At 67.1% G+C, this 20,425-nt stretch carries 20 protein-coding genes; 5 read left to right on the top strand and 15 right to left on the bottom strand.

What is annotated here, in order from left to right:
• From RTW82_RS30305 to RTW82_RS30335, 7 genes are all read right to left on the bottom strand, one after another.
• Entirely contained in the window at positions 1 to 372 is a 372-nt protein-coding gene (locus tag RTW82_RS30305) for a DUF3592 domain-containing protein (protein WP_316927398.1), read from the bottom strand.
• 445 nt (positions 373 to 817) lie between these two features.
• Complete coding sequence (locus RTW82_RS30310) at positions 818 to 991, bottom strand: hypothetical protein (protein ID WP_164488217.1); 174 nt, start codon at positions 989 to 991, stop codon at positions 818 to 820.
• Complete coding sequence (locus RTW82_RS30315) at positions 957 to 1,718, bottom strand: zeta toxin family protein (RefSeq protein ID WP_300936624.1); 762 nt, start codon at positions 1,716 to 1,718, stop codon at positions 957 to 959. Before RTW82_RS30315 ends, RTW82_RS30310 begins: the two co-directional genes overlap by 35 nt.
• Before the next feature lie 306 nt (positions 1,719 to 2,024).
• Positions 2,025 to 2,552 (bottom strand): inorganic diphosphatase, encoded by a 528-nt coding sequence (gene ppa / locus RTW82_RS30320; protein ID WP_021216753.1) that lies wholly within the window; start codon positions 2,550 to 2,552, stop codon positions 2,025 to 2,027.
• A 78-nt stretch (positions 2,553 to 2,630) separates the two neighbouring features.
• Entirely contained in the window at positions 2,631 to 3,449 is an 819-nt protein-coding gene (locus RTW82_RS30325) for a zinc-dependent peptidase (RefSeq protein WP_316927399.1), read from the bottom strand.
• Positions 3,450 to 3,453: 4 nt separating this feature from the next.
• Positions 3,454 to 4,119, bottom strand: a complete 666-nt coding sequence (locus tag RTW82_RS30330; RefSeq protein WP_021216751.1) for a DedA family protein — start codon at positions 4,117 to 4,119, stop codon at positions 3,454 to 3,456.
• Between the two features lie 243 nt (positions 4,120 to 4,362).
• A complete protein-coding gene (locus RTW82_RS30335) occupies positions 4,363 to 4,821 on the bottom strand; it encodes a GNAT family N-acetyltransferase (protein WP_021216750.1) in 459 nt (152 codons plus the stop codon).
• 193 nt (positions 4,822 to 5,014) lie between these two features.
• Here RTW82_RS30335 and RTW82_RS30340 point away from each other — a divergent pair, with 193 nt between their 5' ends.
• The gene (locus RTW82_RS30340) at positions 5,015 to 7,147 is read left to right on the top strand and encodes an acetyl-CoA hydrolase/transferase C-terminal domain-containing protein (protein ID WP_316927400.1); all 2,133 of its coding nucleotides are present in this window, start codon (positions 5,015 to 5,017) and stop codon (positions 7,145 to 7,147) included.
• A 3-nt stretch (positions 7,148 to 7,150) separates the two neighbouring features.
• Here RTW82_RS30340 and RTW82_RS30345 read toward each other — a convergent pair whose 3' ends face one another.
• Positions 7,151 to 8,152 (bottom strand): diaminopimelate epimerase, encoded by a 1,002-nt coding sequence (locus RTW82_RS30345; protein WP_316927401.1) that lies wholly within the window; start codon positions 8,150 to 8,152, stop codon positions 7,151 to 7,153.
• 154 nt (positions 8,153 to 8,306) lie between these two features.
• Between RTW82_RS30345 and RTW82_RS30350 the strand changes: the two genes are divergently transcribed.
• The 3 genes from RTW82_RS30350 (at position 8,307) to RTW82_RS30360 (ending at position 11,765) form a co-directional block, all read left to right on the top strand.
• Positions 8,307 to 8,690: a DUF2946 family protein gene (locus RTW82_RS30350; RefSeq protein WP_316927402.1), complete on the top strand. Its 384-nt coding sequence runs from the start codon at positions 8,307 to 8,309 to the stop codon at positions 8,688 to 8,690.
• Positions 8,691 to 8,796: 106 nt separating this feature from the next.
• A complete protein-coding gene (locus RTW82_RS30355) occupies positions 8,797 to 10,944 on the top strand; it encodes a TonB-dependent copper receptor (RefSeq protein WP_316927403.1) in 2,148 nt (715 codons plus the stop codon).
• A gap of 53 nt (positions 10,945 to 10,997) precedes the next feature.
• Entirely contained in the window at positions 10,998 to 11,765 is a 768-nt protein-coding gene (locus tag RTW82_RS30360; protein ID WP_316927404.1) for an alpha/beta hydrolase, read from the top strand.
• Between the two features lie 3 nt (positions 11,766 to 11,768).
• On the opposite strand, the gene RTW82_RS30365 is transcribed toward RTW82_RS30360, so the two are convergent.
• Positions 11,769 to 12,251 (bottom strand): hypothetical protein, encoded by a 483-nt coding sequence (locus tag RTW82_RS30365; protein WP_021216745.1) that lies wholly within the window; start codon positions 12,249 to 12,251, stop codon positions 11,769 to 11,771.
• Positions 12,252 to 12,481: 230 nt separating this feature from the next.
• On the opposite strand from RTW82_RS30365, the gene RTW82_RS30370 reads away from it, so the two are divergent.
• Positions 12,482 to 14,440 carry a DEAD/DEAH box helicase gene (locus RTW82_RS30370; protein ID WP_316927405.1) on the top strand — a complete coding sequence of 653 codons (1,959 nt, stop codon included), beginning with the start codon at positions 12,482 to 12,484 and terminating at the stop codon, positions 14,438 to 14,440.
• A 341-nt stretch (positions 14,441 to 14,781) separates the two neighbouring features.
• Here RTW82_RS30370 and RTW82_RS30375 read toward each other — a convergent pair whose 3' ends face one another.
• From RTW82_RS30375 to eutC, 6 genes are all read right to left on the bottom strand, one after another.
• A complete protein-coding gene (locus RTW82_RS30375; protein ID WP_410478879.1) occupies positions 14,782 to 15,246 on the bottom strand; it encodes a hypothetical protein in 465 nt (154 codons plus the stop codon).
• An 84-nt stretch (positions 15,247 to 15,330) separates the two neighbouring features.
• Positions 15,331 to 15,705, bottom strand: a complete 375-nt coding sequence (locus RTW82_RS30380; RefSeq protein WP_021216742.1) for a response regulator — start codon at positions 15,703 to 15,705, stop codon at positions 15,331 to 15,333.
• Positions 15,706 to 15,729: 24 nt separating this feature from the next.
• Positions 15,730 to 17,172, bottom strand: coding sequence for an ATPase domain-containing protein (locus RTW82_RS30385; RefSeq protein WP_316927406.1), 1,443 nt, complete (start codon positions 17,170 to 17,172; stop codon positions 15,730 to 15,732).
• A gap of 193 nt (positions 17,173 to 17,365) precedes the next feature.
• The gene (locus RTW82_RS30390; RefSeq protein WP_043243798.1) at positions 17,366 to 18,511 is read right to left on the bottom strand and encodes a two-component system sensor histidine kinase NtrB; all 1,146 of its coding nucleotides are present in this window, start codon (positions 18,509 to 18,511) and stop codon (positions 17,366 to 17,368) included.
• 89 nt (positions 18,512 to 18,600) lie between these two features.
• Positions 18,601 to 19,296 carry a glutathione S-transferase N-terminal domain-containing protein gene (locus tag RTW82_RS30395; RefSeq protein ID WP_316927407.1) on the bottom strand — a complete coding sequence of 232 codons (696 nt, stop codon included), beginning with the start codon at positions 19,294 to 19,296 and terminating at the stop codon, positions 18,601 to 18,603.
• Between the two features lie 304 nt (positions 19,297 to 19,600).
• Positions 19,601 to 20,416 carry an ethanolamine ammonia-lyase subunit EutC gene (eutC, locus tag RTW82_RS30400; RefSeq protein WP_316927408.1) on the bottom strand — a complete coding sequence of 272 codons (816 nt, stop codon included), beginning with the start codon at positions 20,414 to 20,416 and terminating at the stop codon, positions 19,601 to 19,603.
• Positions 20,417 to 20,425: the final 9 nt, after the last annotated feature.

Here is a 20,425-nt window from a genome sequence, read left to right on the forward strand (position 1 = left end):
CTAGAGTTGAATGGCAGAGGAAAAGCCGGGCTGGACGACATGGGAGCGGTCAGGGCGCTCCGGGTCGTAGGCGATCTCGAGTTTCGTACCCACGGGGTAGCGACGGGCTGCGTCTTCTGCGGAGCTTTCTCGCGAAAACGGAGTGCTCAGGTCGACGGCGGAATGGTGCGTTCCGTTCGCTTCATAGCGGTATAGCAGCGTGGCCGTGTACTCGTACCGATCTCTTCGGTTCTTCGAGCTGGTCACTTTCATGCCGGTGACTATCGCCTGCGTCCTAGGCCAGTCCTGCTCGATCTCCGTGTGCACCCTGGCGTAGCAGATGGAGGCAGCTGCAACGAGCAGAAATCCAATGATCTTCCATGCGTCCGACATGATTCTTCCTTCCTTGGGATATTGAGCAGGCAATAAAAAAGCCGGCTTGTGGCCGGCTTTTAGGGGGTGGTCAGGGCCCATTTTTGGTAAGCCGCGACCGCCTTTGAATTCATATGCGCATCAAGAGGTTAGCCCTTGAGCGGGCGCGAACTTTAGCAAATCTGCGCCGACACTGCCAGTTCCCGGGTTGCTCTGATGCCGGGGATGTGTGGTGGTGTTGATCTTTAGGCACAGCGCGTTGGTTATGCCCTGCTGCTTGTACGGGGCCGCTGAACTATGGGGTGTTGCGAGGTTGTCAGACGCTATCCGTAGAAGGTGTTATCGAGCCAGTACCTTGCAATGGGTTTGGGTGCTGGTCCGTGGGTCTAAGTGAGACGAGCAGCGGTTGTTGTCAGCCCATATAAAAAAGCCCCGCACAGGGCAGGGCTTATTGCATGCAGGGCTGTCAGGAAAGCTTGGCCTTGGCAGCTGCAATAACTTCATTCTGTTGTTTGGAGGCTTCCGAAAGCACCGTCGCATAGACGCGTTTCTTTTCGTCTGACTTGGCATTTCGGATGAAGTCCGAGAATGCGTTTGTCGATTTTTTAGCCTTGTCCGTTACCGCCTTCGTCTCGCCCATTACGTGCTCCATGGTTGATCCCAAGCAATTCTTCGAGCATCGCTTTCGTGTGCCGCTGCGGGACGTGGTAATCGATCTTCTCAACCCCCGCTTTGTACAACCGGTTTGAGTTATCGTTATTTTTCAGCAGCAGGTCGACGCGCACTTCTTTGCCAAACTTTAGCTTAACGGCGTTTACCACGTCACGCGCTGCGAAAAACTGATTGATGAAATGCTCTGGCCGTATTCTTCGCCCCTCCGTTGCTTCCCTGGCCTGGACGAACTGCCAGGCAAGCATGGGTTCTTGGTAAACGTAGAGAATCTGAACAAAGCGTTTTCTCTTCAGCGCCCGGCTGATGTTCTTGATCGCTAGCTCCTCGTTCGCCAGCGTTCCGTCGAGCAGCATCGACTGCTTCTGCTCCAGTGCGGCATCCAGAATTCTATCGACCAGGATCGAAACGGCCCCCTGAAACAACCAGGCATTGCCTCCGACATAGTCCTGGAACTCACTTCGAAGTTCATCGGGGTCGATGCGAAGGATGGGGGTGTCGGCGAACAGGTTGACCAGTGCGATCGAGGCTTCCGTCTTCCCGGCGCCAGGTGAGCCCGCCATGAACACTGAAACGGGATCGTCCTCTGGAGGATAGATTTCAGGGTTGGTCAGGCGCCGGCTGATCTGTTTCTTGTTCGCCTTGGCGAAGGCGATGGCGTTATCCCGGATCGCTTTCTCTTCAATGCAGGAGTCCACATCAAGCCACCTCATGCAGCCGCACGAATGTCCGTGACACTCGTGAGTCTACTAGGCGTCGCCGCAGGCGATGGATGCGTGCTCCAGGCCGTTTTCCGATGGCCGTGCCAGTCAACACCCGGGAGGACGGTACGTGACAGCCAGCTTGAAAGGCGGCTCATGGGACAGATGAACGACCAGAAATGAAAAAGCCCGGAGTTTATCCGGGCTTTTCGTATTGCCTACTGCACCACGGATGGTCTCCGTGGAAGGGATTGGCGAGAAGTTAAGCCCGAAACCGGCTCTAGCTCCGCGATCCCGGACGAGTCACTTCTGGTAAGCCGCAACCGCTTTGACGATTTCGGCGCGGGCAGCGTCAGCATTGCCCCAGCCTTCGACCTTGACCCATTTGCCTTTCTCGAGATCCTTGTAGTTCTCGAAGAAGTGCTTGATCTGTTCCAGCAGCAGGGCCGGCAGGTCGGTGTATTCCTTGATGTCCACGTACAGCTGGGACAGCTTGTCGTGGGGGACGGCGATAAGCTTGGCGTCGCCGCCGGCTTCGTCGGTCATGTGCAGGACGCCGACCGGACGGGCGCGGATCACGGCGCCGGGGGCGACGGGATACGGGGTCACGACCAGCACGTCCAGCGGGTCGCCGTCGTCAGCCAGGGTGTTGGGGATGTAGCCGTAGTTGGCCGGGTAGAACATCGGGGTGGCCATGAAACGGTCGACGAACAGGCAATCGCTGTCCTTGTCGATTTCGTATTTGATCGGCGCGTGGTTGGCCGGGATTTCGATAGCGACGTAGATGTCGTTCGGCAGGTCTTTGCCAGCCGGGATCTTGCTGTAGCTCATGGTCGACTCCCTGGGAATGGGCCAAAAAAAGTGGGCGGATTATATGCACATTCATTGGGCGGCGCCACGCCGTCGTGCTCATCCGTTGGTCGTGTTCCGATAGTCCGGGTGCTCGTCGATCAGGCGCGCCAGGCGCGTGGCCGGGTCTTGCCGATAGAAGGCCGCGAGCTGGGTGTAGACGGCGGGGTAGGCGGCCAGCAGCAGGTCGGGGGCGCTGAAGAAGTACTCGCTGGTGACGGCGAAGAATTCCGCCGGGTCTTCCGCCGCGTAGGGGTCGATGGGCAGTTCGGCGTCTTCGTTTTCGTCGAGGCGGGCGTTCATTTCGTCGTAGGCGGCCTGCATGGCCTCGGCCCAGTCGGATTGGCGCATGTCGCGGTGCAGCGGTGGCAGGCCGTTGGCGTCGCCGTTGAGCATGTCCAGCTTGTGCGCCAGTTCGTGGATCACCAGGTTGTAGCCCTCCCAGCCGCCGCTGGCCTGCACGCCGGGCCAGGCGAGCACCACCGGGCCGCGGTGCCAGGCTTCGCCGCTGTGCTCGGCGTCCCATTCATGGACGACGCCGGCGCTGTCGCGGTGGCGCTGGGGGCTGACGAAATCGTCGGGGTAGATCACCAGTTCGTGGAAGCCCTGGTACCAGCCCAGTTCCCCCAGGTGCAGCAGCGGCAGCTGGGCCTGGGCCGCGAGGATCAGGCGGTCACGCGGGGCGAGCTGGACGTCGCCCAGGAGGCTCAGGTGCTTGTCGTGGAGGAACAGCACGCTGCGTTCGCGCAGGCGCTGGTCTTCTTCGGCGCTGATGCCGTCGAGTATCGGCAACGCCTGGCGCACCTCGGCCCAGAGCGTGTCAGCGACCGGGTTGCGCGCCAGCGTGCGGCGCCGGCGCCAGTTGCGCAGGGACCACATGGGCTCAGCCCGGGCGCTCGGTGCTGTCACTGGCGTCGGCCGGGCGCAGGTGGCGATGCACCACGCCGATGAACATGGGCACCAGGGACAGCAGGATGATGACGACCACGCCCACGGACAGGTTCTGCTTGATGAAGGGCACGTTGCCGAAGAAGTAGCCGAGGGTCACCAGGCCGCCGACCCAGAGGATGGTGCCGACGACGCTGAAGGCCAGGAAGCGCCCGTAGGGCATGCGGCCGACGCCGGCGACGAAGGGGGCGAAGGTGCGCACGATGGGCAGGAAGCGCGCCAGGGTCACGGTCTTGCCGCCGTGGCGGTCGTAGAACTCGTGGGTGCGCTGCAGGTAGTCGCGGCGGAAGATCTTCGAGTTGGGCTTGTTGAACAGCCGCTCGCCGGTCGTTCGCCCGATCATGTAGTTGGTGCTGTCGCCCATGATCGCCGCGAGCATCAGCAGGGCGCCGAGCACGATGGGGTCCATGGCGCCATTGGCGCAGATGGCGCCGGCGATGAACAGCAGGGAATCACCGGGCAGGAAGGGCATCACCACCAGGCCCGTCTCGCAGAAGATGACCAGGAAAAGGATGGCGTAGATCCAGGTGCCGTAGTTGCTGACCAACAGGTTCAGGTATTCGTCGAGATGGAGGATCAGGTCGAGCAGGTTGAAATCCATGGGGCGCCTTGTCGATTCTGCGGCGGCGGCTCTGCTGCCGGGCGAGCGGCATTATAGGGGCAAGCGATGTGGCAACGGCGAGCATCCGTCGCCACCTGTTCCAGCATGAAGGTTGCAACTGTTTCCATTGTTTTCCGCTGGATAGGCCCACAGGGCCGCGGCACCGGGTGGTGCGGGTTACGGTGCCGCTGGTGATCGGCTTGTGGCGGAGCCTGGGCGCCTGAGGGGCGCCCGGCGGGTGGGTCAGTCTTCGTGGATCGGCAGGATGTAGTTGACGAACTCGCTGTCCTCGCGGAAGCCGATGGACTCGTAGACCTTCTTCGCCACCTCGTTGCCGGCGCTGGTGGAGACGCGCATGCGCACGGCGTTGGTTTCCTTGGCCATCTTCTTCGCGGTCTGCAGCAGGCGGTCGGCCACCAGCTGGCGACGGGCGTCCTCGGCGACATAGATGTCGTTGAGGATCCACACGCGCTTCAGCGAGAGGGACGAGAAGCTCGGGTAGAGCTGGCAGAAACCGAGGATCTTGGTGTCGTCGTCATCGGCCAGGGCCAGGTAGATCACCGACTCCTTGCGGCGCAGGCGCTTCTCGAGGAATTTGCGGGAGGAATCGGGGAAGGGCAGTTCGCCGTAGAACTCGCGGTATTTGACGAACAGCGGGTTCAGCAGGTCCAGGTGCTCCAGGGTGGCTTGGACGATGCGCATGAGTAGGCCTCGGCGTAGGTGGTTGGGGCTGGTAAGAATGCAGGTGCTATGCCAGCACCCGGTCGATGCTGCCTGAAAATTCCTGGAAAGCGCAATCCAAGCGAGCGTTTGAATCGCAGCCCGTCGCACGTTGAGCAAAAATGCAGCCGTGCCGGTCCAACCCTGCATCGTCGATCTGCAAGGGAGAGGACAGGTGCCCAACTGCTCGCTGGAACAGGCCGTGGATGAAGTGCTGCGCCGGATCGAGGGGCCCATCCGCCTCGGTATCCCCCTGGGGCTGGGCAAGCCCAACCGCTTCGTCAACGCGCTGTACCAGCGGGTCAAGGCACTGCCCGAACGCCAGCTGACCCTCTATACCGCGCTGTCCCTGGCCAAGCCGCAACCGGCCAGCGAGCTGGAGCAGCGTTTCTCCGGCCCCTTCCTGCGCCGCCTGTATGGCGACTACCTCGAACTCGACTACCTCAGTGACCTGCGCTGTGGCGAGCTGCCGGCGCATATCCGCGTGGAGGAGTTCTACCTGCAGCCGGCCAGCCAGCTGGACAACCCCCAGGCCCAGCAGAGCTACGTCAGCCTCAACTACAGCCAGGTGGCCCGCGACCTCGACCGCAAGGGCCTGAACCTGGTGGCGCAGATGGTCGCCGTGCGGCCGCAAAGCCCCGGGTGCTTCAGCCTCAGCTGCAATCCCGATATCACCCTCGACCTGCTGCCGCGCCTGCGCCGTCGCCGCGCGGCGGGGGAGACCATCCTCACCGTCGCCCAGGTGCACGAGGCCCTGCCCTATATGCCGGGCGATGCGGAGATCGACGCCGACGAATTCGACCTGGTGCTGGACGCCCCCGAGCGCAGCACCCTGTTCTCCACCCCCAACATGCCGGTGAGCCTGCAGGACCATGCCATCGGCCTGCACGCCAGCGCCCTGGTGCGCGACGGCGGCACGCTGCAGGTGGGCATCGGCGCCATGGCCGACGGCCTGGCCGCCGCGCTGGTGGCGCGCCAGGGGGATAACGCCGGCTACCGCGCGGTGCTGGATGGCCTGGAGGTGCCCCAGCGCTGGGGTGCGCTGGTGGAGGCAGAAGGTGGCCTGGCGCCCTTTGCCCAGGGGCTCTACGCCAACAGCGAGATGTTCCTGCTCGGCCTGCTGGTGCTGCTGGAGGCCGGCGTGGTGCGTCGCCCGGTGTACCCCGACGTGCGTTTGCAGCGCCTGGCCAACGCCGGGGTGCTGGACCCCCACGGCGCCGTGACCGACCTCGATGGGCTGCTCGACGAACTGCCGCGGGTGCTGGATGGCGACAGCCTCGCCTGGCTGCAGCGCCATGGCCTGCTCGGCGAGGCGGTGCGCCTCGATGGTGGCCAGCTGCTGCTGGGTGATGGGCGCCGGCTCAGCCCTGATGTGGAGAACGCCGCCACCCGCGCGGCCCTGGTCGAGCAGCTCGGCCAGGTGCGTGGCGGGGTACTGATCCATGGCGGCTTCTTCCTCGGCCCCGAGGCGTTCTACCAGCGCCTGCGCGAGCTGGGCGACGGGCCGTTGTCGCGCATCGCCATGACCGCCATCAGCTACGTCAACCGCCTGCACGGCGACGAAGAGCTCAAGCGCCTGCAGCGCCGCGACGCGCGCTTCGTCAACAGTTGCTTCACCATCACCCTGCTGGGCGCCAGCGCCGCCGACCAGCTGGAGGACGGCCGCGTGCTCAGCGGCGTTGGCGGGCAGTACGACTTCATCGCCCAGGCCCACGAGCTGGAGGGCGCCCGCTCGATCCTGATGCTGCGCAGCTGGCGTGAGTCCGGCGGCGAGGCCAGTTCCAACATCGTCTGGGAATACGGCCACGCCACCATTCCCCGGCACCTGCGCGACCTGGTGGTGACCGAGTACGGCATCGCCGACCTGCGCGGCAAGAACGACGCCGAGGTGATCGAAGCGCTGCTGCGCATCGCCGACTCGCGCTTCCAGGACGGCCTGATCGCCGAGGCGCAGAAGGCCGGCAAGCTGCCCGCTGACTTCACCCTCGACCCGCTCTACCGGCAGAACACCCCCTGGCGCCTGCTGGCGCTGCAGGCCGAGCATCCCCGGTTGTTCGCCGAATACCCGCTGGGGTGCGACTTCAGCCCCGAGGAGCAGGACCTGCTGCGTGCCCTGCGCTGGTTGAAGAGCAAGCTCAAGCTCAGCGAGATCCTCGAACTGGGCATGGCCACCCTGTTCGACCTGCCGGAGCCCGCCGACTACACCCGCCACCTGCAGCGCATGGACCTGCACGCGCCCAGCGGCCTGCGCGAGCAGCTCTACCAGAAGCTGGTGCTGGCCGGGCTCAAGGCCACCGCGACGGGCTGAGCCTCAGCCGTCGAGCCGCGTGCCCACGCCGAACAGCCACACGCCCACCAGCGCCTCGCCCTGTTGCTCCAGGCGCAGCGGCGCGGTGCCGCCGGGCATGCGCACCTGCACATCACCGGCCGCCACCAGCCCGGCCTTCCAGGCGGCACTGGCCACGGCGCAGGCGCTGCTGCCGGAGGACTCGGTCGCCCCTTCGCCGCGTTCGAACACCCGTGCCTCGATGGCGCCGTCCGCTGCCCGCGCCGCCCATTGCAGGTTGACCCCGGCGGGGCAGGGGTTGCCGGCGCCGATGGGCGCGGCGTAGGCGATGCGCTCCAGTGCCGCGTGGGCGTCGGCGTTGCGTAGCCAGGGCATGGTCGGCAGCGTGGCGGGATCGTCCAGCAGGGTCACGCAGTGGGGGTTGCCGATGCGCACGAACTGGCTGCGCTGCCATTCGGGGTTCACCTGCGCCAGGGCGTCGACACGGCTCAGCGGGTGGCCGTGGAAGTCGGTGGCGGCCACATGCTCGTCATCGGCACCCACCGCCTCGGGGCCGAACCCCGGTGCGCCCATCTGCAACCAGAAGCCCGGGTGCCCATCGCGTTCGGCGGGCTCGATGGGCGTGACCACCGGCGAGCCGCCGCCGGGCTTGTCGTGGTGCACCTGCAGGACGAAGGCCTGGCTGGGCAAGACCTGGCCGTCGTCGAGCAGGGACTGGGCGAAAAGGGTCATGCCGTTGCCGCTGCGTTCGGTCAGGCTGCCGTCGGTGTTGACGATCAGCAGGTCCCAGGGCGAAGCGTCACCGAAGGGGCCCACCAGCAGCCCGTCCGAGCGATGGCCCTTGGCGCCTTGCGGCCGCACGCCCTCGGGCCAGGTGCAGAGGGCCTCGATGGCGGCGGCGCTCCACTGCTCGCGCTGGCGTGCCGCCTCGGCGGCGTGCTGCGGCACGGCGATGCCGAGTTGGCGCAGTGCTTCGGGCTTGGTAACGACATAGCGGTTGCCGCGGGCATCGTAGAGGCGGGTCATCGGGGTTCTCGCTGCGGATTGGAGGTGCGACTGTAGCGGTTGTGACACCGTTCCGGCCAAGCAGATTGCGGCGATCTATCCGACATCGGCTGCGGCAATCCACCACAAGGGCCGGCTTTCTCGCCGTGAAATTTCGGTGCTAGAGTCGCCGCCCATGAAAAACGCCCGCCACGACCGCTCGTTGATCGCCTGGATGCTCTACGCCTGCGTCCTGTTCAACCTGCTCGCCTGCGGTATTCACCACGGCCAGGCATTGGGCCTGGAACTCAGCGGGCTCGGTGGCGCCTTCTGCTCGGCCACCGGCAGCGACGGGCCCTCCGTCGACGGTGATCTGTCCGGCCCCATGGCGCAGCTCTCCAACCTCGGTTTCAGCTGCCCGATGGGCAGCGCCGTCACCCTCGGCATCCTCTTCTTCCTCGGCCTGTCCTGGCTCCAGCGTCGCCGTGAGCTTCCGCGCCCGCCCCGGGACCGCCGCACACGCACGCCCCCCCGTTACTGCTGGCCCTCGGCCAATCCCCGCGCCTCTCCCTGCCTCTGAAATCACAACCCCGCGCCTGCGGCCGTCCTGCTGACGCCGCCGACCCGAGCTGCCCGTCGCCCGAGCGTGACGGCGCCAACGATTTCAGATCATGGAAAGAATCCACATGCACCAGCCTGCCCCCTGCCGTTCCAGCCGTTTCACCTTCCAGCCCGATGCCGCGCGCCTGCGCTGGCGCCATGCCTTCGCCCTGGCCGCCGGCCTGGCCTTCGCCGCGGGCGCCGTCGCCCATGAACATGACCACGAGCAGCACGTGGCGCCCGTCGCGCCCGCCGCCGAACCGATCGAGGTCAGCGCCACCGTCATCACCGCCGTGCAGCAGAGCTCGCCGCTGACCATCGTCACCGACCCGAAGGAGGCCCGGCAGCCGGTGCCGGCCAGCGACGGCGCCGACTACCTGAAGACCATTCCCGGCTTCTCTGCCATCCGCAACGGCGGCACCAACGGCGACCCTGTGCTGCGCGGCATGTTCGGCTCGCGCCTCAACCTGCGCACCAACGGCGGCCTGATGCTCGGCGCCTGCCCCGGCCGCATGGACGCCCCCAGCTCCTACATCTCGCCGGAGACCTTCGACAAGCTCACCGTGATCAAGGGCCCGCAGACCGTGCTCTGGGGCCCGGGCGCCTCCGCCGGCACCGTGTTGTTCGAGCGTGAGCCGGAGCGTTTCGGCGAACTCGGCAGCCGCCTCCACGCCAGCTTGCTGGCCGGCTCCAACGGCCGCTTCGACCGCGTGCTGGACGGCGCCGTGGGCAACGAGCTCGGCTACCTGCGTGCCACCGGCAACCATTCCCAGTCCGACGACTACGAGGATGGCAACGGCGACACCGTGCCCTCGCGCTGGGACAAGTGGAACGGCGACGTGGCCATCGGCTGGACCCCGGACGCCGACACCCTGGTCGAGCTCTCCGCCGGGCGTGGCAACGGCGAGTCCCGCTACGCCGGGCGCGGCATGGACGGCAGCCAGTTCCTGCGGGAAAGCCTCGGCCTGCGCTTCGAGCGCAGCAACCTCGGCGGCGTGCTCGACAAACTGGAGGCGCAGGTCTACTACAACTACGCCGACCACGTGATGGACAACTTCCGCCTGCGCAACCCCGACCCGAGCAGCTCGATGCCCATGCCGATGGCCTCCCAGGTGGACCGCCGCACCCTCGGCGCGCGCATGGCCGCCACCTTCAAGTGGAGCGAAGTGGAGCTGGTAGCCGGCCTCGACGCCATGCGCAGCGAGCACCGCAAGCGCGCCTCGCGCTACTCGATGATGACCGGCACCTTCACCGACGCCGACCAGTTCCCCCGCAGCCGTGATGCGCTGATGCACAGTTACGGCGCCTTCGGCGAGCTGACCTGGTACGTGGAGGAGGGCGACCGCGTGGTGGCCGGCGCGCGCCTGGACCGCTCCGACGCCAAGGACTACCGCCGCACCCTGGGCATGATGGGCATGGCCAACCCGACCTTCGGCGACACCCGCGCCGACACCCTGCCCAGCGGCTTCGCGCGCTACGAGCACGATCTGGACAGCGCCACCACCCTCTATGCCGGCCTCGGCCATGTGCAGCGCTTCCCCGACTACTGGGAGCTGTACTCGCCCAACCAGGGCCCGGCCGGCTCGCGCAACGCCTTCGACGGGGTCAAGCCGGAGAAGACCACCCAGCTGGACTTCGGCGTGCAGTACAGCGAGGGCGACCTGGAGGCCTGGGCGTCCGGCTACGTCGGTCAGGTGCGCGACTACATCCTCTTCACCTACACCCCGGGGATGATGGGCGACACCTCGCGGGCCGATAACATCGACGCGCGTATCATGGGCGGCGAACTGGGCGCGGCCTACCGCCTGGACGAGAACTGGAAGACCGACGGCACCCTGGCCTACGCCTGGGGCAAGAACAGTTCCGACGGCCGTGCGCTGCCGCAGATGCCGCCGCTGGAAGCGCGCCTGAGCCTGGCCTACGAGCAGGGCGCCTGGAGCGCCGGCGCCCTGTGGCGCGTGGTGGCCGCGCAGAACCGCGTGGCCGAAGGGCAGGGCAACGTCGTCGGGCAGGACTTCGGCAGCAGCGGCGGCTTCGCGGTGTTCTCCCTCAACGGCGCCTACCGCCTGACCCGCGACATCAAGGTCAGCGCCGGGGTCGACAACCTCTTCGACAAGGCCTACGCCGAGCACCTCAACCTCGCCGGTGATGCCGGCTTTGGCTTCCCTGCCGAGCCCGAGGCGATCAAGGAGCCCGGCCGCACCCTGTGGACCAAGGTGGACTTCAGCTTCTGATAGGCTGAAAACGCCCCCGCGCCCAGCGCGGGGGAACACCTTCGGAGCCCTCCATGACGCGCACCCTGCTCGTAACCCTCGCCCTCGTCGCCGGGCTGTACCTGGCCATCTGCCTCATGCTCTTCCTGTTCCAGCGCAACCTCCTCTACTTTCCCCAGCCCCGCGCGGTGCAAGCGCCGGAGAACACCCTGGAATTGGCGGTACCGGAAGGGCGGCTGGTGGTCACGGTGCGGCCACGGCCCGGCGCGCAGGCGCTGCTGTACTTCGGTGGCAATGGCGAGGATGTGTCGCTGAACCTGGAGCAACTGGCCGAGGCCTTCCCCGACCGCGCGCTCTACCTGATGCACTACCCGGGTTATGGCGGCAGCTCCGGCGAGCCGTCGGAGGCCCTGATCCTGCGGGATGCCGAATTGCTTTACGACCACATCCGCGACCGCCACGAGCAGGTGGCGCTGGTGGGGCGCAGCCTGGGCTCCGGCGTCGCCGTGCAATTGGCGAGCAAGCGACCGGCCAGCCGGCTGGTGCTGATCACCCCCTACGACAGCATCGAGAACGTCGCCGCCGGGCGTTTCCCCTGGGCGCCGGTGCGCGGGTTGCTACGGGATCGCTACCGCTCGGCGGATGTCGTCGGCGCCCTGCGCGTGCCGACGCTGCTGATGCTGGCCAGCGATGACCAGGTCATCCCCCGTGACAGCAGCGAGCGCCTGGCGGCGGCCTTCGCCCCCGGCGTGGCACGGCTGGAGGTGCTGGACGGCGCGGGCCACAACGACATCTCCCTGCACCCGCGCTACCTGCCGCTGCTGACCGAGGCCCTGCGCTGAGGCTCAGGCGTAGATGCTGATGCCGCCCTTGGCCTGCAGCCAGTCGCGGTAGGTCTCCAGCGAGCTGGTCTGCTTGTCGCCGTTCACCCCGACGAAGGAGAAGGCGCCTTCCAGGCCCTTGTCGAGCAGCTTCTGCACCTGGGTCAGCATCTTGGCGGCGTCGTCGCGGTCCAGGGTGGAGACGTCCGGCAGCTGCATCTGCGCGCCATTGCCGCCATTGAGCCCGGCCCTGGTCGCGGCGCTGGCGTTGCTCAGCACGTTGCTGGTGTTGCCGGCCATGGCGTTCATCAGCCCGCCGCGCCCCTGGGCCACCAGGTTGGCGGCGAACTGGCGCAGTTCGGCGATGGGGTCCGCCGGCTTGTCGGTGGCCTTGCCATCGGTGCCGGTGGTGGTGCCGGAGGTGGAACCGCTGGTGCCGGTGGTGGACGGCTTGGTGGCGCTGGCGAGGTAGGTCGCCAGCGGCGAGCTGTTGGAGATGATGGTCATGGCCTTTCCCTGGATGCAGAGGATGCGCCGCTTTGGTGCAGGGATCGGGCCATATTCGTGAAAGCCCCGCTGCAGAAGGCTTCCGGCCTTATACTCGGGAATGTGCGCGGCGCCGCATTGCCGGCGCGGGGCAAGGCCTTGCCGCCGGTTGGCCAGGGGCCAGCAACTGACGGCGCCGGGGCAAAGCCCTTATCATCGCACCCCGTTATTCGCTTTCCCGGACCCTTTGGATGCTGTCTGCCGTCAAGCGCTACAAGTCGCTGCTCTCCGGAGCGCTGGCGCGTTATTTCCCCCGTACCACCGCCTACCTGCGTGAAGAGCGCGAGGCTGCGCAGGCCATGGCCGCCCAGGCGCAGAAGAAGCCCCGTGGGCGCAGCCGCAAGGGTGCCACCAGCACGCCCAAGGGCCGTTCGAGCGGCAAGAAATCCGCCCCCAAGGAACCGGGCGGGGTCGCTGCGCCGGCGGCTGAGGTCCAGGACGACGGCATCTACGGCGGCCCCCTGCGGCAAAGCGCCGGTGCCGCCGAGGCCATGCGCGAGAAGGTCGCCGCCGCCGTGGCCGCTGGCGTGGTGGCTGCGCCTTCGGAGGAGCAGTGGGCGATGATCCTCGGCCGCGCGCCGGTCACCCGCATCTTCGCCGGGGCCGGTTCCGGCAAGTCCACCACCCTCGTGCTGCGGGTGGTGTTCATGCTCTGCCACCTGGGCATCGAGCCCGGCAAGCTCACCGTCATCTCCTTTACCAACGCTTCCTGTGCGCAGCTGCGCGACCAGCTGCAGCGGGTGCTCGGCTTCTGGGAATTCGCTTTCGACGCCGCCCAGGCGCGGCAGTGCGTGCGCACCTTCCATTCGGCCATGGGCGTGCTGGCCAAGGCGGCCCTGGGCAACCCCGCCTGGTTCGAGCAACTGGACGACCGCGACCCCTGCGCCGAGCCGGACAACCCCCTCGCCGCCGGCCGCTTGCGCCCGGCCCAGCAGCGCCTGCTGGAAGAGGCCTACCAGGCCTGCTACGCCGCCGATGCCGGGTTCCGCCAGCGGGTGCACCGCCTGCTGGGGCTGGCCGAACCGGTGGAGGAAGAGGGCGTCGCCATCGGCCAGGCACCCCGTGATGCGTTGCGCCTGGCCGGCGAGCTGACCGCGCTGCCGCTGCCGGAAGCCTTCCATGCCCAGGCCGGGTTCATCGAAAGCATCGGCCTGCGCATCGACCAGCTGCAGCCGGCCAAGCTCAACTGCCCGCCCCAGGAGCGGCTGTTCATCGAAGCCCTGCAGCCCTTCTGGGCGCGCTTCCAGGCGCTGTTGCGCGAGCGCGGCGCGATGACCTTCAACGACGCCTTCGCCGAACTCACCCAGCGGCTGCAGGCCGGCAGCCTCGACGCCGCGCTGCTGGAGCCGCTGACGCACCTGCTGATCGACGAGTTCCAGGACATCTCCCCGCAGATCGTTCAGTGGCTGCAGGCTGTGCACCGCCAGCTGGCGCGCTCGCGCCGGGCGCCGAGCCTGATGGCCATCGGCGACGACTGGCAGTCCATCTACGGCTGGCGCGGCAGCTCCCCCGAACTGTTCATGGATTTCGACCGCCACTTCCCCGGCAAGGGCAAGGCGAAGAAGAGCAAGGTGCTGCTGCTGGAAACCAACTACCGCTCCATCGAAACGGTGGTGCGCGACGGCGAGGCGGTGCTCGGGGGCGTCGCCTTCAAGCAGGAGAAGACCAGTCGCGCGGTGAAGGTCGCCCAGCCGGACGACGGCGTGCGCCTGGTGCAGGGCTTCGACCTGGCCACCGGGCTGCCGAACCTGGTCGCCGACATCCAGGCCCAGTGCCGCCATGTCGAAGAACGTGGCAGCGGCGAGCGCACCGCCGTGCTCCTGCTCGGCCGTCGCAACGAAGCCCTGCGCAGCATCCAGGCGCAACTGGACCCGGCGCTGCCGGTGAAGGCCTACAGCATCCACCGCGCCAAGGGCCTGCAGGCGGAAGTGGCGGTGATAGTCGACGATTGCCTGCCCACGGAGGCGCACCCGCTGCGCAACGCCCTCTATGCCCGCTGCGGATTCTTCCGCAACAGCTACGACCAGGCCATGCGTGACGAGAGCCTGCGTCTGGCCTACGTCGCCATCACCCGGGGCGTTAGCCGCGTGATCTGGTACTGCCGCAAGGCCCAGGGCGCCACCGCCGTATTGGCCGGGCGCGGTCGCTGAACCGTTGAACCTGTAGGGGCGAGCTCTGCGAAAGCTCCTGCAGGGGCGACGTCAGTCGCCAAGCGGTGCGCAGCGCCGCTGCCCTTGTGGGAGCCAATTCATTCGCGATCGGAGCCCCGGATTGAAGTCCGGCTACGGGCTCGCGAAGCGCCTGGCGACGTGGCCCGTCACCGCTCCCTTGGTGGATGAAAAGAGCGTCATCCACCCTACACGGCGGTCTTGCCCGTGCGGTGGCGAGAGCCTTTGTAGGGGCGACTTTAGTCGCCAAGCGGTGCGCAGCGCCGCCGCCCTTGTGGAATTCATTCGCGAAAGGGCGGCCCTGAAACCGCCGCTGCGTCGCCTCAGAACAAGGCTTCGGTGTCGCGGATGAGCACGGCGTGGTGGCCGTCTTCGTCTTCGAAGATTTCGTAGAGGAAGTACATCTCGATGGCGCCCTCGGGGGTGTTCACGGCTACCTGGTCGCCGGCTTCGGCGGTGAAGTAGGCGCGGCTGGCGGGGGCGGCGATGCATTCGATCAGGGCACTGAAGAACTGCGCGGGGTCGCTGTCGTCGTAGTACTCCTCGCGCTCGCTGTCGCTCCATTCGGCGGGGGGCTGGAAAGTGCCGGTGATCAGTACACGGGCATCACCGAGGTCTTCTTCATCGGCGTCGGCATCGTCGGGGTCGGCGCGATAGAGCGTGGCTTCGAGTGCGTCGGGGCTGCCCAGCACGGCCTGGCGGGAGGTGAAGCGGCGCTGCGGGTCGAGGGCGACGGCCTGGCAGATCTGGACCCAGGTAGGGTCGCTGGCGAGTTCTTGGGTGGACACGGCGGTCTCCGCTGGGGGCTGAAAGCCGGCAGTTTCCGGGACGCGGGCGACGCTGGCAATGGGCGGCAGACGGAGCGGGGCGGTTCAGGCCTGGCCGTCGCTGGGGCCGATCAGTTGCGCGACCGTGGCGATCACGGCGTTGATGTCGAAGGGCTTGTCGAAGACGGCGGCGAACAGGTCGCTGCGGTCGCGGCCGACGCTGCCTTGGGCACCGCTCATGAGGATGATCGGCAGATCGGGGGATTGCGTGCGCGCGCGGATCGCCTGGGCGAACTCCAGGCCGTCCATGATCGGCATCATGAAGTCGGTGATGACCAGGGACGGGCGCTCGCGATCGAGAACTTCCAGCCCCCTGCGGCCGTTGCCGGCCTTGACCACCATGTAGCCTTCGTCCTCCAGCGCAAAGGCCAGGATATCTGCAATCAGATACTCGTCATCGACTACCAGGATCGTTGTCATTAGGCACTGACCAGTTGGCGTGTTTCAGTTGCCGGGATTGGGCGTTGCCGCCCCCGACATGACTGCCGTCGCATGCTTGAAGGCCTTGTCGAGGTTGATTCCATGGTCGTGGATAACGACCTCCAGCAGGGAGGGGTCGTAACGGCTGTCCCTCATCTTGAGAATGGACAGCAGGCGTTTCAGTTCAGAGTTCATTTCCACGTAGCGCATCAGCACCAGGTTGTCGACGATGCTCGACAGCTCCGGCGCCGGGGCGTTGATGTCGGCACTGTACAGGTCGCGCATCTCCCAGGTGGCGAGGACGGTGACGCCGAGGGCGCGCAGCTCGTTCATCAGGGCGCTGAAGAACTCCACCAGGCGCGACTGGTTGCTGGCGACGCGGGCCATGCCGCCGAGGCTGTCGATGTGCACGCGCTTGATGCCTTTCTCGACCACGGTCTTGATCAGCCGCGCGCCGAGGCCGTCGAGCAGGCCTTCGGTGGTGGGTTGCCACTTCAGGTGCAGGGCGCCGCTGTCTTCCAGGGGCTGCAGGTCGATGCCGATGCTGCGTGCCTTGATGCGCAGGCGCTCGGGGGACTCGTAGAAACCGAAGTGCAGGCCGGGCTCCTCGGGGGTGGACTGGGCGAGAAAGCTGATGCCGAGGCTGGTCTTGCCGACGCCGGCGGGGCCCATCACCAGGGTGACGGACGAGCGTGCCAGGCCACCGTCGATCAGCGCGTCGAGGCCGCCGATGCCGCTGGGGATGCGCTGCAGGTCGGCGCTGTCGGGGCGCGTGGGGCGGCTGTAGAGGGTTTCCAGGCGCGGGTAGACGACCAGGCCGTCGTCGGTGATCTCGCACTCGTGCAGGCCGGACAGCGCACCGCTGCCACGGGTCTTGCGCAGCTGGATGCGGCGCACCGAGCGGGCACCGAACAGCTCTTCGCCCAGTTCGATGACGCCATCGACCATGGTGTGCTCGGGGCTGCCGTCGTCGAGGCGGGCGCTGGTGAGGAACAGCACGGTGCAGCCGGCGAAGGCGGCGTGGCCCTGCAGCTCACCGATGAATTTCTTGGTATCCAGCGGCGTATCCGCCTTGGAGCGGGCGTTGAGCAGGCCGTCGACGATCAGCACCGTGGCCTTCTGCCGGCTGATCTCGCGGCGCAGCAGCTTGACCACCTCGTCCAGGCCTTCGTTCTCCAGCGTGTCGAAGGCGCTGACGAACTGGATCTGCGCGCCGATCTGCGAGGCGTCGAAGAAGCTCAGGGTGGAGAGGAACTGGAACAGTCGCTCGTGGGTTTCGGCCAGCAGCGTGGCGACCAGCACACGCCCGCCGTCGCGCACGTGGTTGAAGGCGATCTGGTTGGCGAGGATGGTCTTGCCCGATCCGGGACGGCCCTGGACGATGTAGGACGCACCGGCAACCAAGCCACCCTTCAACAGGGCATCCAGCCCTTCGATGCCGCTTTGAAGGCGTTTTAGCTGTTCCAAGTTCTGGCCTGCCTCATCTGGATGTTCGCTTGAGAGGGCCGACGTGCCTGCTCTTGAGCCTGGCTGGCCGGCACTGCGCATTGCGTCCGGTCATGGGCGGGTCGGCCTTGATCCCGGGGATTCTACGCTGCCGGGTCACTATCAGCGATAGAGTCGTGCCTTCTGAAGTAGTTCCTGTGCGCGGCGGCACCTTTCAGGGGGCCTGGTAGAGCAGCGCCGGCAGGCAGAGGGTCATGGTGGTACCGCGCCCCGGTTCGCTGTCCACGCGGATGGTGCCGCCGTGCTGGCGCACAAAGCCGTAGGCCTGGCTCAGGCCCAGGCCGGTGCCCTTGCCCAGCCCCTTGGTGGTGAAGAAGGGCTCGAAGATGCGCGGCAGCACGTCCGGCGGGATGCCGCTGCCGCTGTCGCGCACCGAGATGATCAGGAATTCGCCGGTCAGCTCGTCCCACTCGCCGGTCAGGGTGCGGTTCTCCGCGCGCAGCACGATGCTGCCGTCCTGCTCCATGGCGTCGCGGGCATTGAAGATGAGGTTGAGCAGGGTCATCTCCAACTGGCTCGGGTCCACCAGGATCGGATGCAGTGGCGGGCACAGCTGCAGCTCCAGGGTCATGCCCTTGGGCAGCGCCTGGCTGAAGAACATCTGCGCCGAATGCAGGGTGTTTTCCAGCTGCACCACTTGCTGCTGCTGGTCGCGCTGGCGGGCGAAGGAGAGCAGGTGCTGGGTCAGGTGGCTGCCGCGCAGGCCGGCCTCGTGGATGCTGCCGAGCAGTTCCTTGATGCGCTTGGGGTCCTGGGTGCGACCGGCCAGCGCCGAGGCGCCGATGATCACCGTGAGCAGGTTGTTGAAGTCGTGGGCCATGCCGCCGGTGAGCTGGCCCAGGGCTTCCAGCTTCTGCGCCTGGAACAGCTGCGCGCGCAGGCCTTGCAGGTGCAGCTCGGACTCGTGGCGTTCGGTCATGTCGCGGGTGATCTTGGCCAGGCCGATGATCCGCCCGTCGTGGTCGCGCACCACATCCATCACCGCCAGGGCCCAGAAGCGCGTGCCGTCACGGCGCACCCGCCAGCCTTCGTCCTGGGCGCGCCCGGTATTGAGTGCGGTGGCGATCAGGTGGGCGGGGCGGTTGGCGGCGCGGTCTTCCTCGGTGAAGAACATCGACAGGTGCTGGCCGATGGCTTCCTCGGCGCTGTAGCCCTTGATCCGCTCCGCGCCGGCGTTCCAGCTGATGATCTCGCCCTCGGGCGAGAGCATGTACAGGGCGTAGTCGACCACGGCGTTGACCAGCAGCTCGTAGCCTTGCTCGTTCAGCCTGTGGATGGGCTTGGGGGTGTTCGGGTCCATTGGCACCTGCTTGGGCGGGGAACCGGGTAGGGACTGGCAGTGTACGTCTTCCCGGACGGCGCGCGCACCGTCCGGTAGCGGTGCCGAGATCACCCCGGAATCTTCAGCCCACGGGCCACCGCTGGGCGGGCGAGGAAGGCCTCCAGTACGCGGGTGACGTTGGCGAAACCGTCGATGCCCACCAGCTCGCCGGCCTCGTAGAAGCCGATCAGGTTGCGCACCCAGGGGAAGGTGGCGATGTCGGCGATACCGTAGTCGTCCTGGATCCAGTCACGCCCTTGCAGGCGGCGGTCGAGCACGCCGAGCAAACGCTTGGATTCGGCGACGTAGCGGTCGCGCGGGCGCTTGTCCTCGTAGTCCTTGCCGGCGAATTTATTGAAGAAGCCGAGCTGGCCGAACATCGGGCCGATGCCGCCCATCTGGAACATCAGCCACTGGATGGCCTCGTAGCGCCCGGCGGCGTCATCGGGAATCAGGCGCCCGCTCTTCTCTGCCAGGTACAGCAGGATGGCGCCGGACTCGAACAGCGCCAGGGGCTGCCCACCGGGGCCGTCCGGGTCGAGGATGGCGGGAATCTTGTTGTTGGGGTTGAGGGAGAGGAACTCGGAGGACAGCTGGTCATTGGTGTCGAAACTGACCTTGTGCGCCTCATAGGGCAGGCCGATTTCCTCGAGCATGATCGACACCTTCACGCCGTTGGGCGTGGGCAGCGAGTAGAGCTGCAGCCGGTCGGGATGCTGGGCGGGCCACTTGTGGGTGATGGGGAAGGAGGAAAGGTCGGTCATGGGGAGTCCTGTCGAATGGCTGCGGGACGAGCAGACAGCATGGCTGGGTCGCGGCGCTTGTCCAGTGGCGACAGCCATGACCCGGCGGGATCGCGGGCCGCATCACGGATGTCGGGGGTTCCATCTCGACCACTGGCGCCGCGTGCCGTTCAGTCACCCGGCTCGACCCGCAGGATGGCGTAGAGCGCAGCGAACCTCATCATCCCGAGCGCCCAGGGAGAGACCCGCCGAGACCCGGGAGCGGCAGGGCCCGGTTCCCGGGCCATCGCGAATGAATCCGCTCCCACAGGGTGGGCAAGGCGCTTCAACCACCCAGCAGGAAGTTGCCCCGTGCAGGCTGGCCGGTACCGTCGAGCATCGGCACCTGGGAGTCGTCCTTGAGGTTGACCCCGGAGAGCTGACGGCGGCTGGCTTCGCGCATCAGGTAGAGGAGGCGGTGGGCGGCGAGGCCGTAGGAGAGGCCTTCCAGGCGCACGTTGGAGATGCAGTTGCGGCTGGCGTCGGTGAGGCCGACCCGGGGCGCCCAGGTGAAGTACAGGCCGAGGCTGTCCGGGGAGCTGAGGCCGGGGCGCTCGCCGATGAGGATCACCACCATCTTCGCCTTGAGCAGCTCGGCCACTTCGTCCGCCACCGCCACACGGCCTTGTTCCACCAGGGCGATGGGCGCGGTACTCCAGCCGTCCTCCGCCGCCTGCTCCTCGAAGCGTTGCAGGAAGGGCAGGGCGTGGCGCTGCACGGCCAGGGACGACAGGCCATCGGCGATCACCAGGGCCAGGTCGTAGCCGTCGGGATTGGCCTCGGCGTGCTGGCGCAGGCGCTGGGCCGACTCCTCGTCCAGGCGCCGGCCCAGGTCCGGGCGCTGCAGGTAGGTGTGGCGGTCCGCCGCTGCGCTGTGCAGCAGCAGGCTGTCGCGGTTGCGTGTGGCCAGCTCGGCGGCCAGGGCCGCGCGGTCGAAGGGCAGGTGCACGGCGTCGCGGGCCTGGGCGTGGGCGAACTGGAAATCCAGCTGGGCGCCGGTGGGCAGGCTGGTGCCGGCGCGGCCGAGGGCGATGCGCGCCGGGGTGAGGCTGCGCAGTTCACGCCAGGGGTTGTCGAGGGCGGGGCGTTTGTCGTCGCTCATCGGGCTTCC

This window comes from Pseudomonas sp. zfem005, assembly GCF_032621735.1.
GTDB lineage: Bacteria > Pseudomonadota > Gammaproteobacteria > Pseudomonadales > Pseudomonadaceae > Metapseudomonas > Metapseudomonas solani.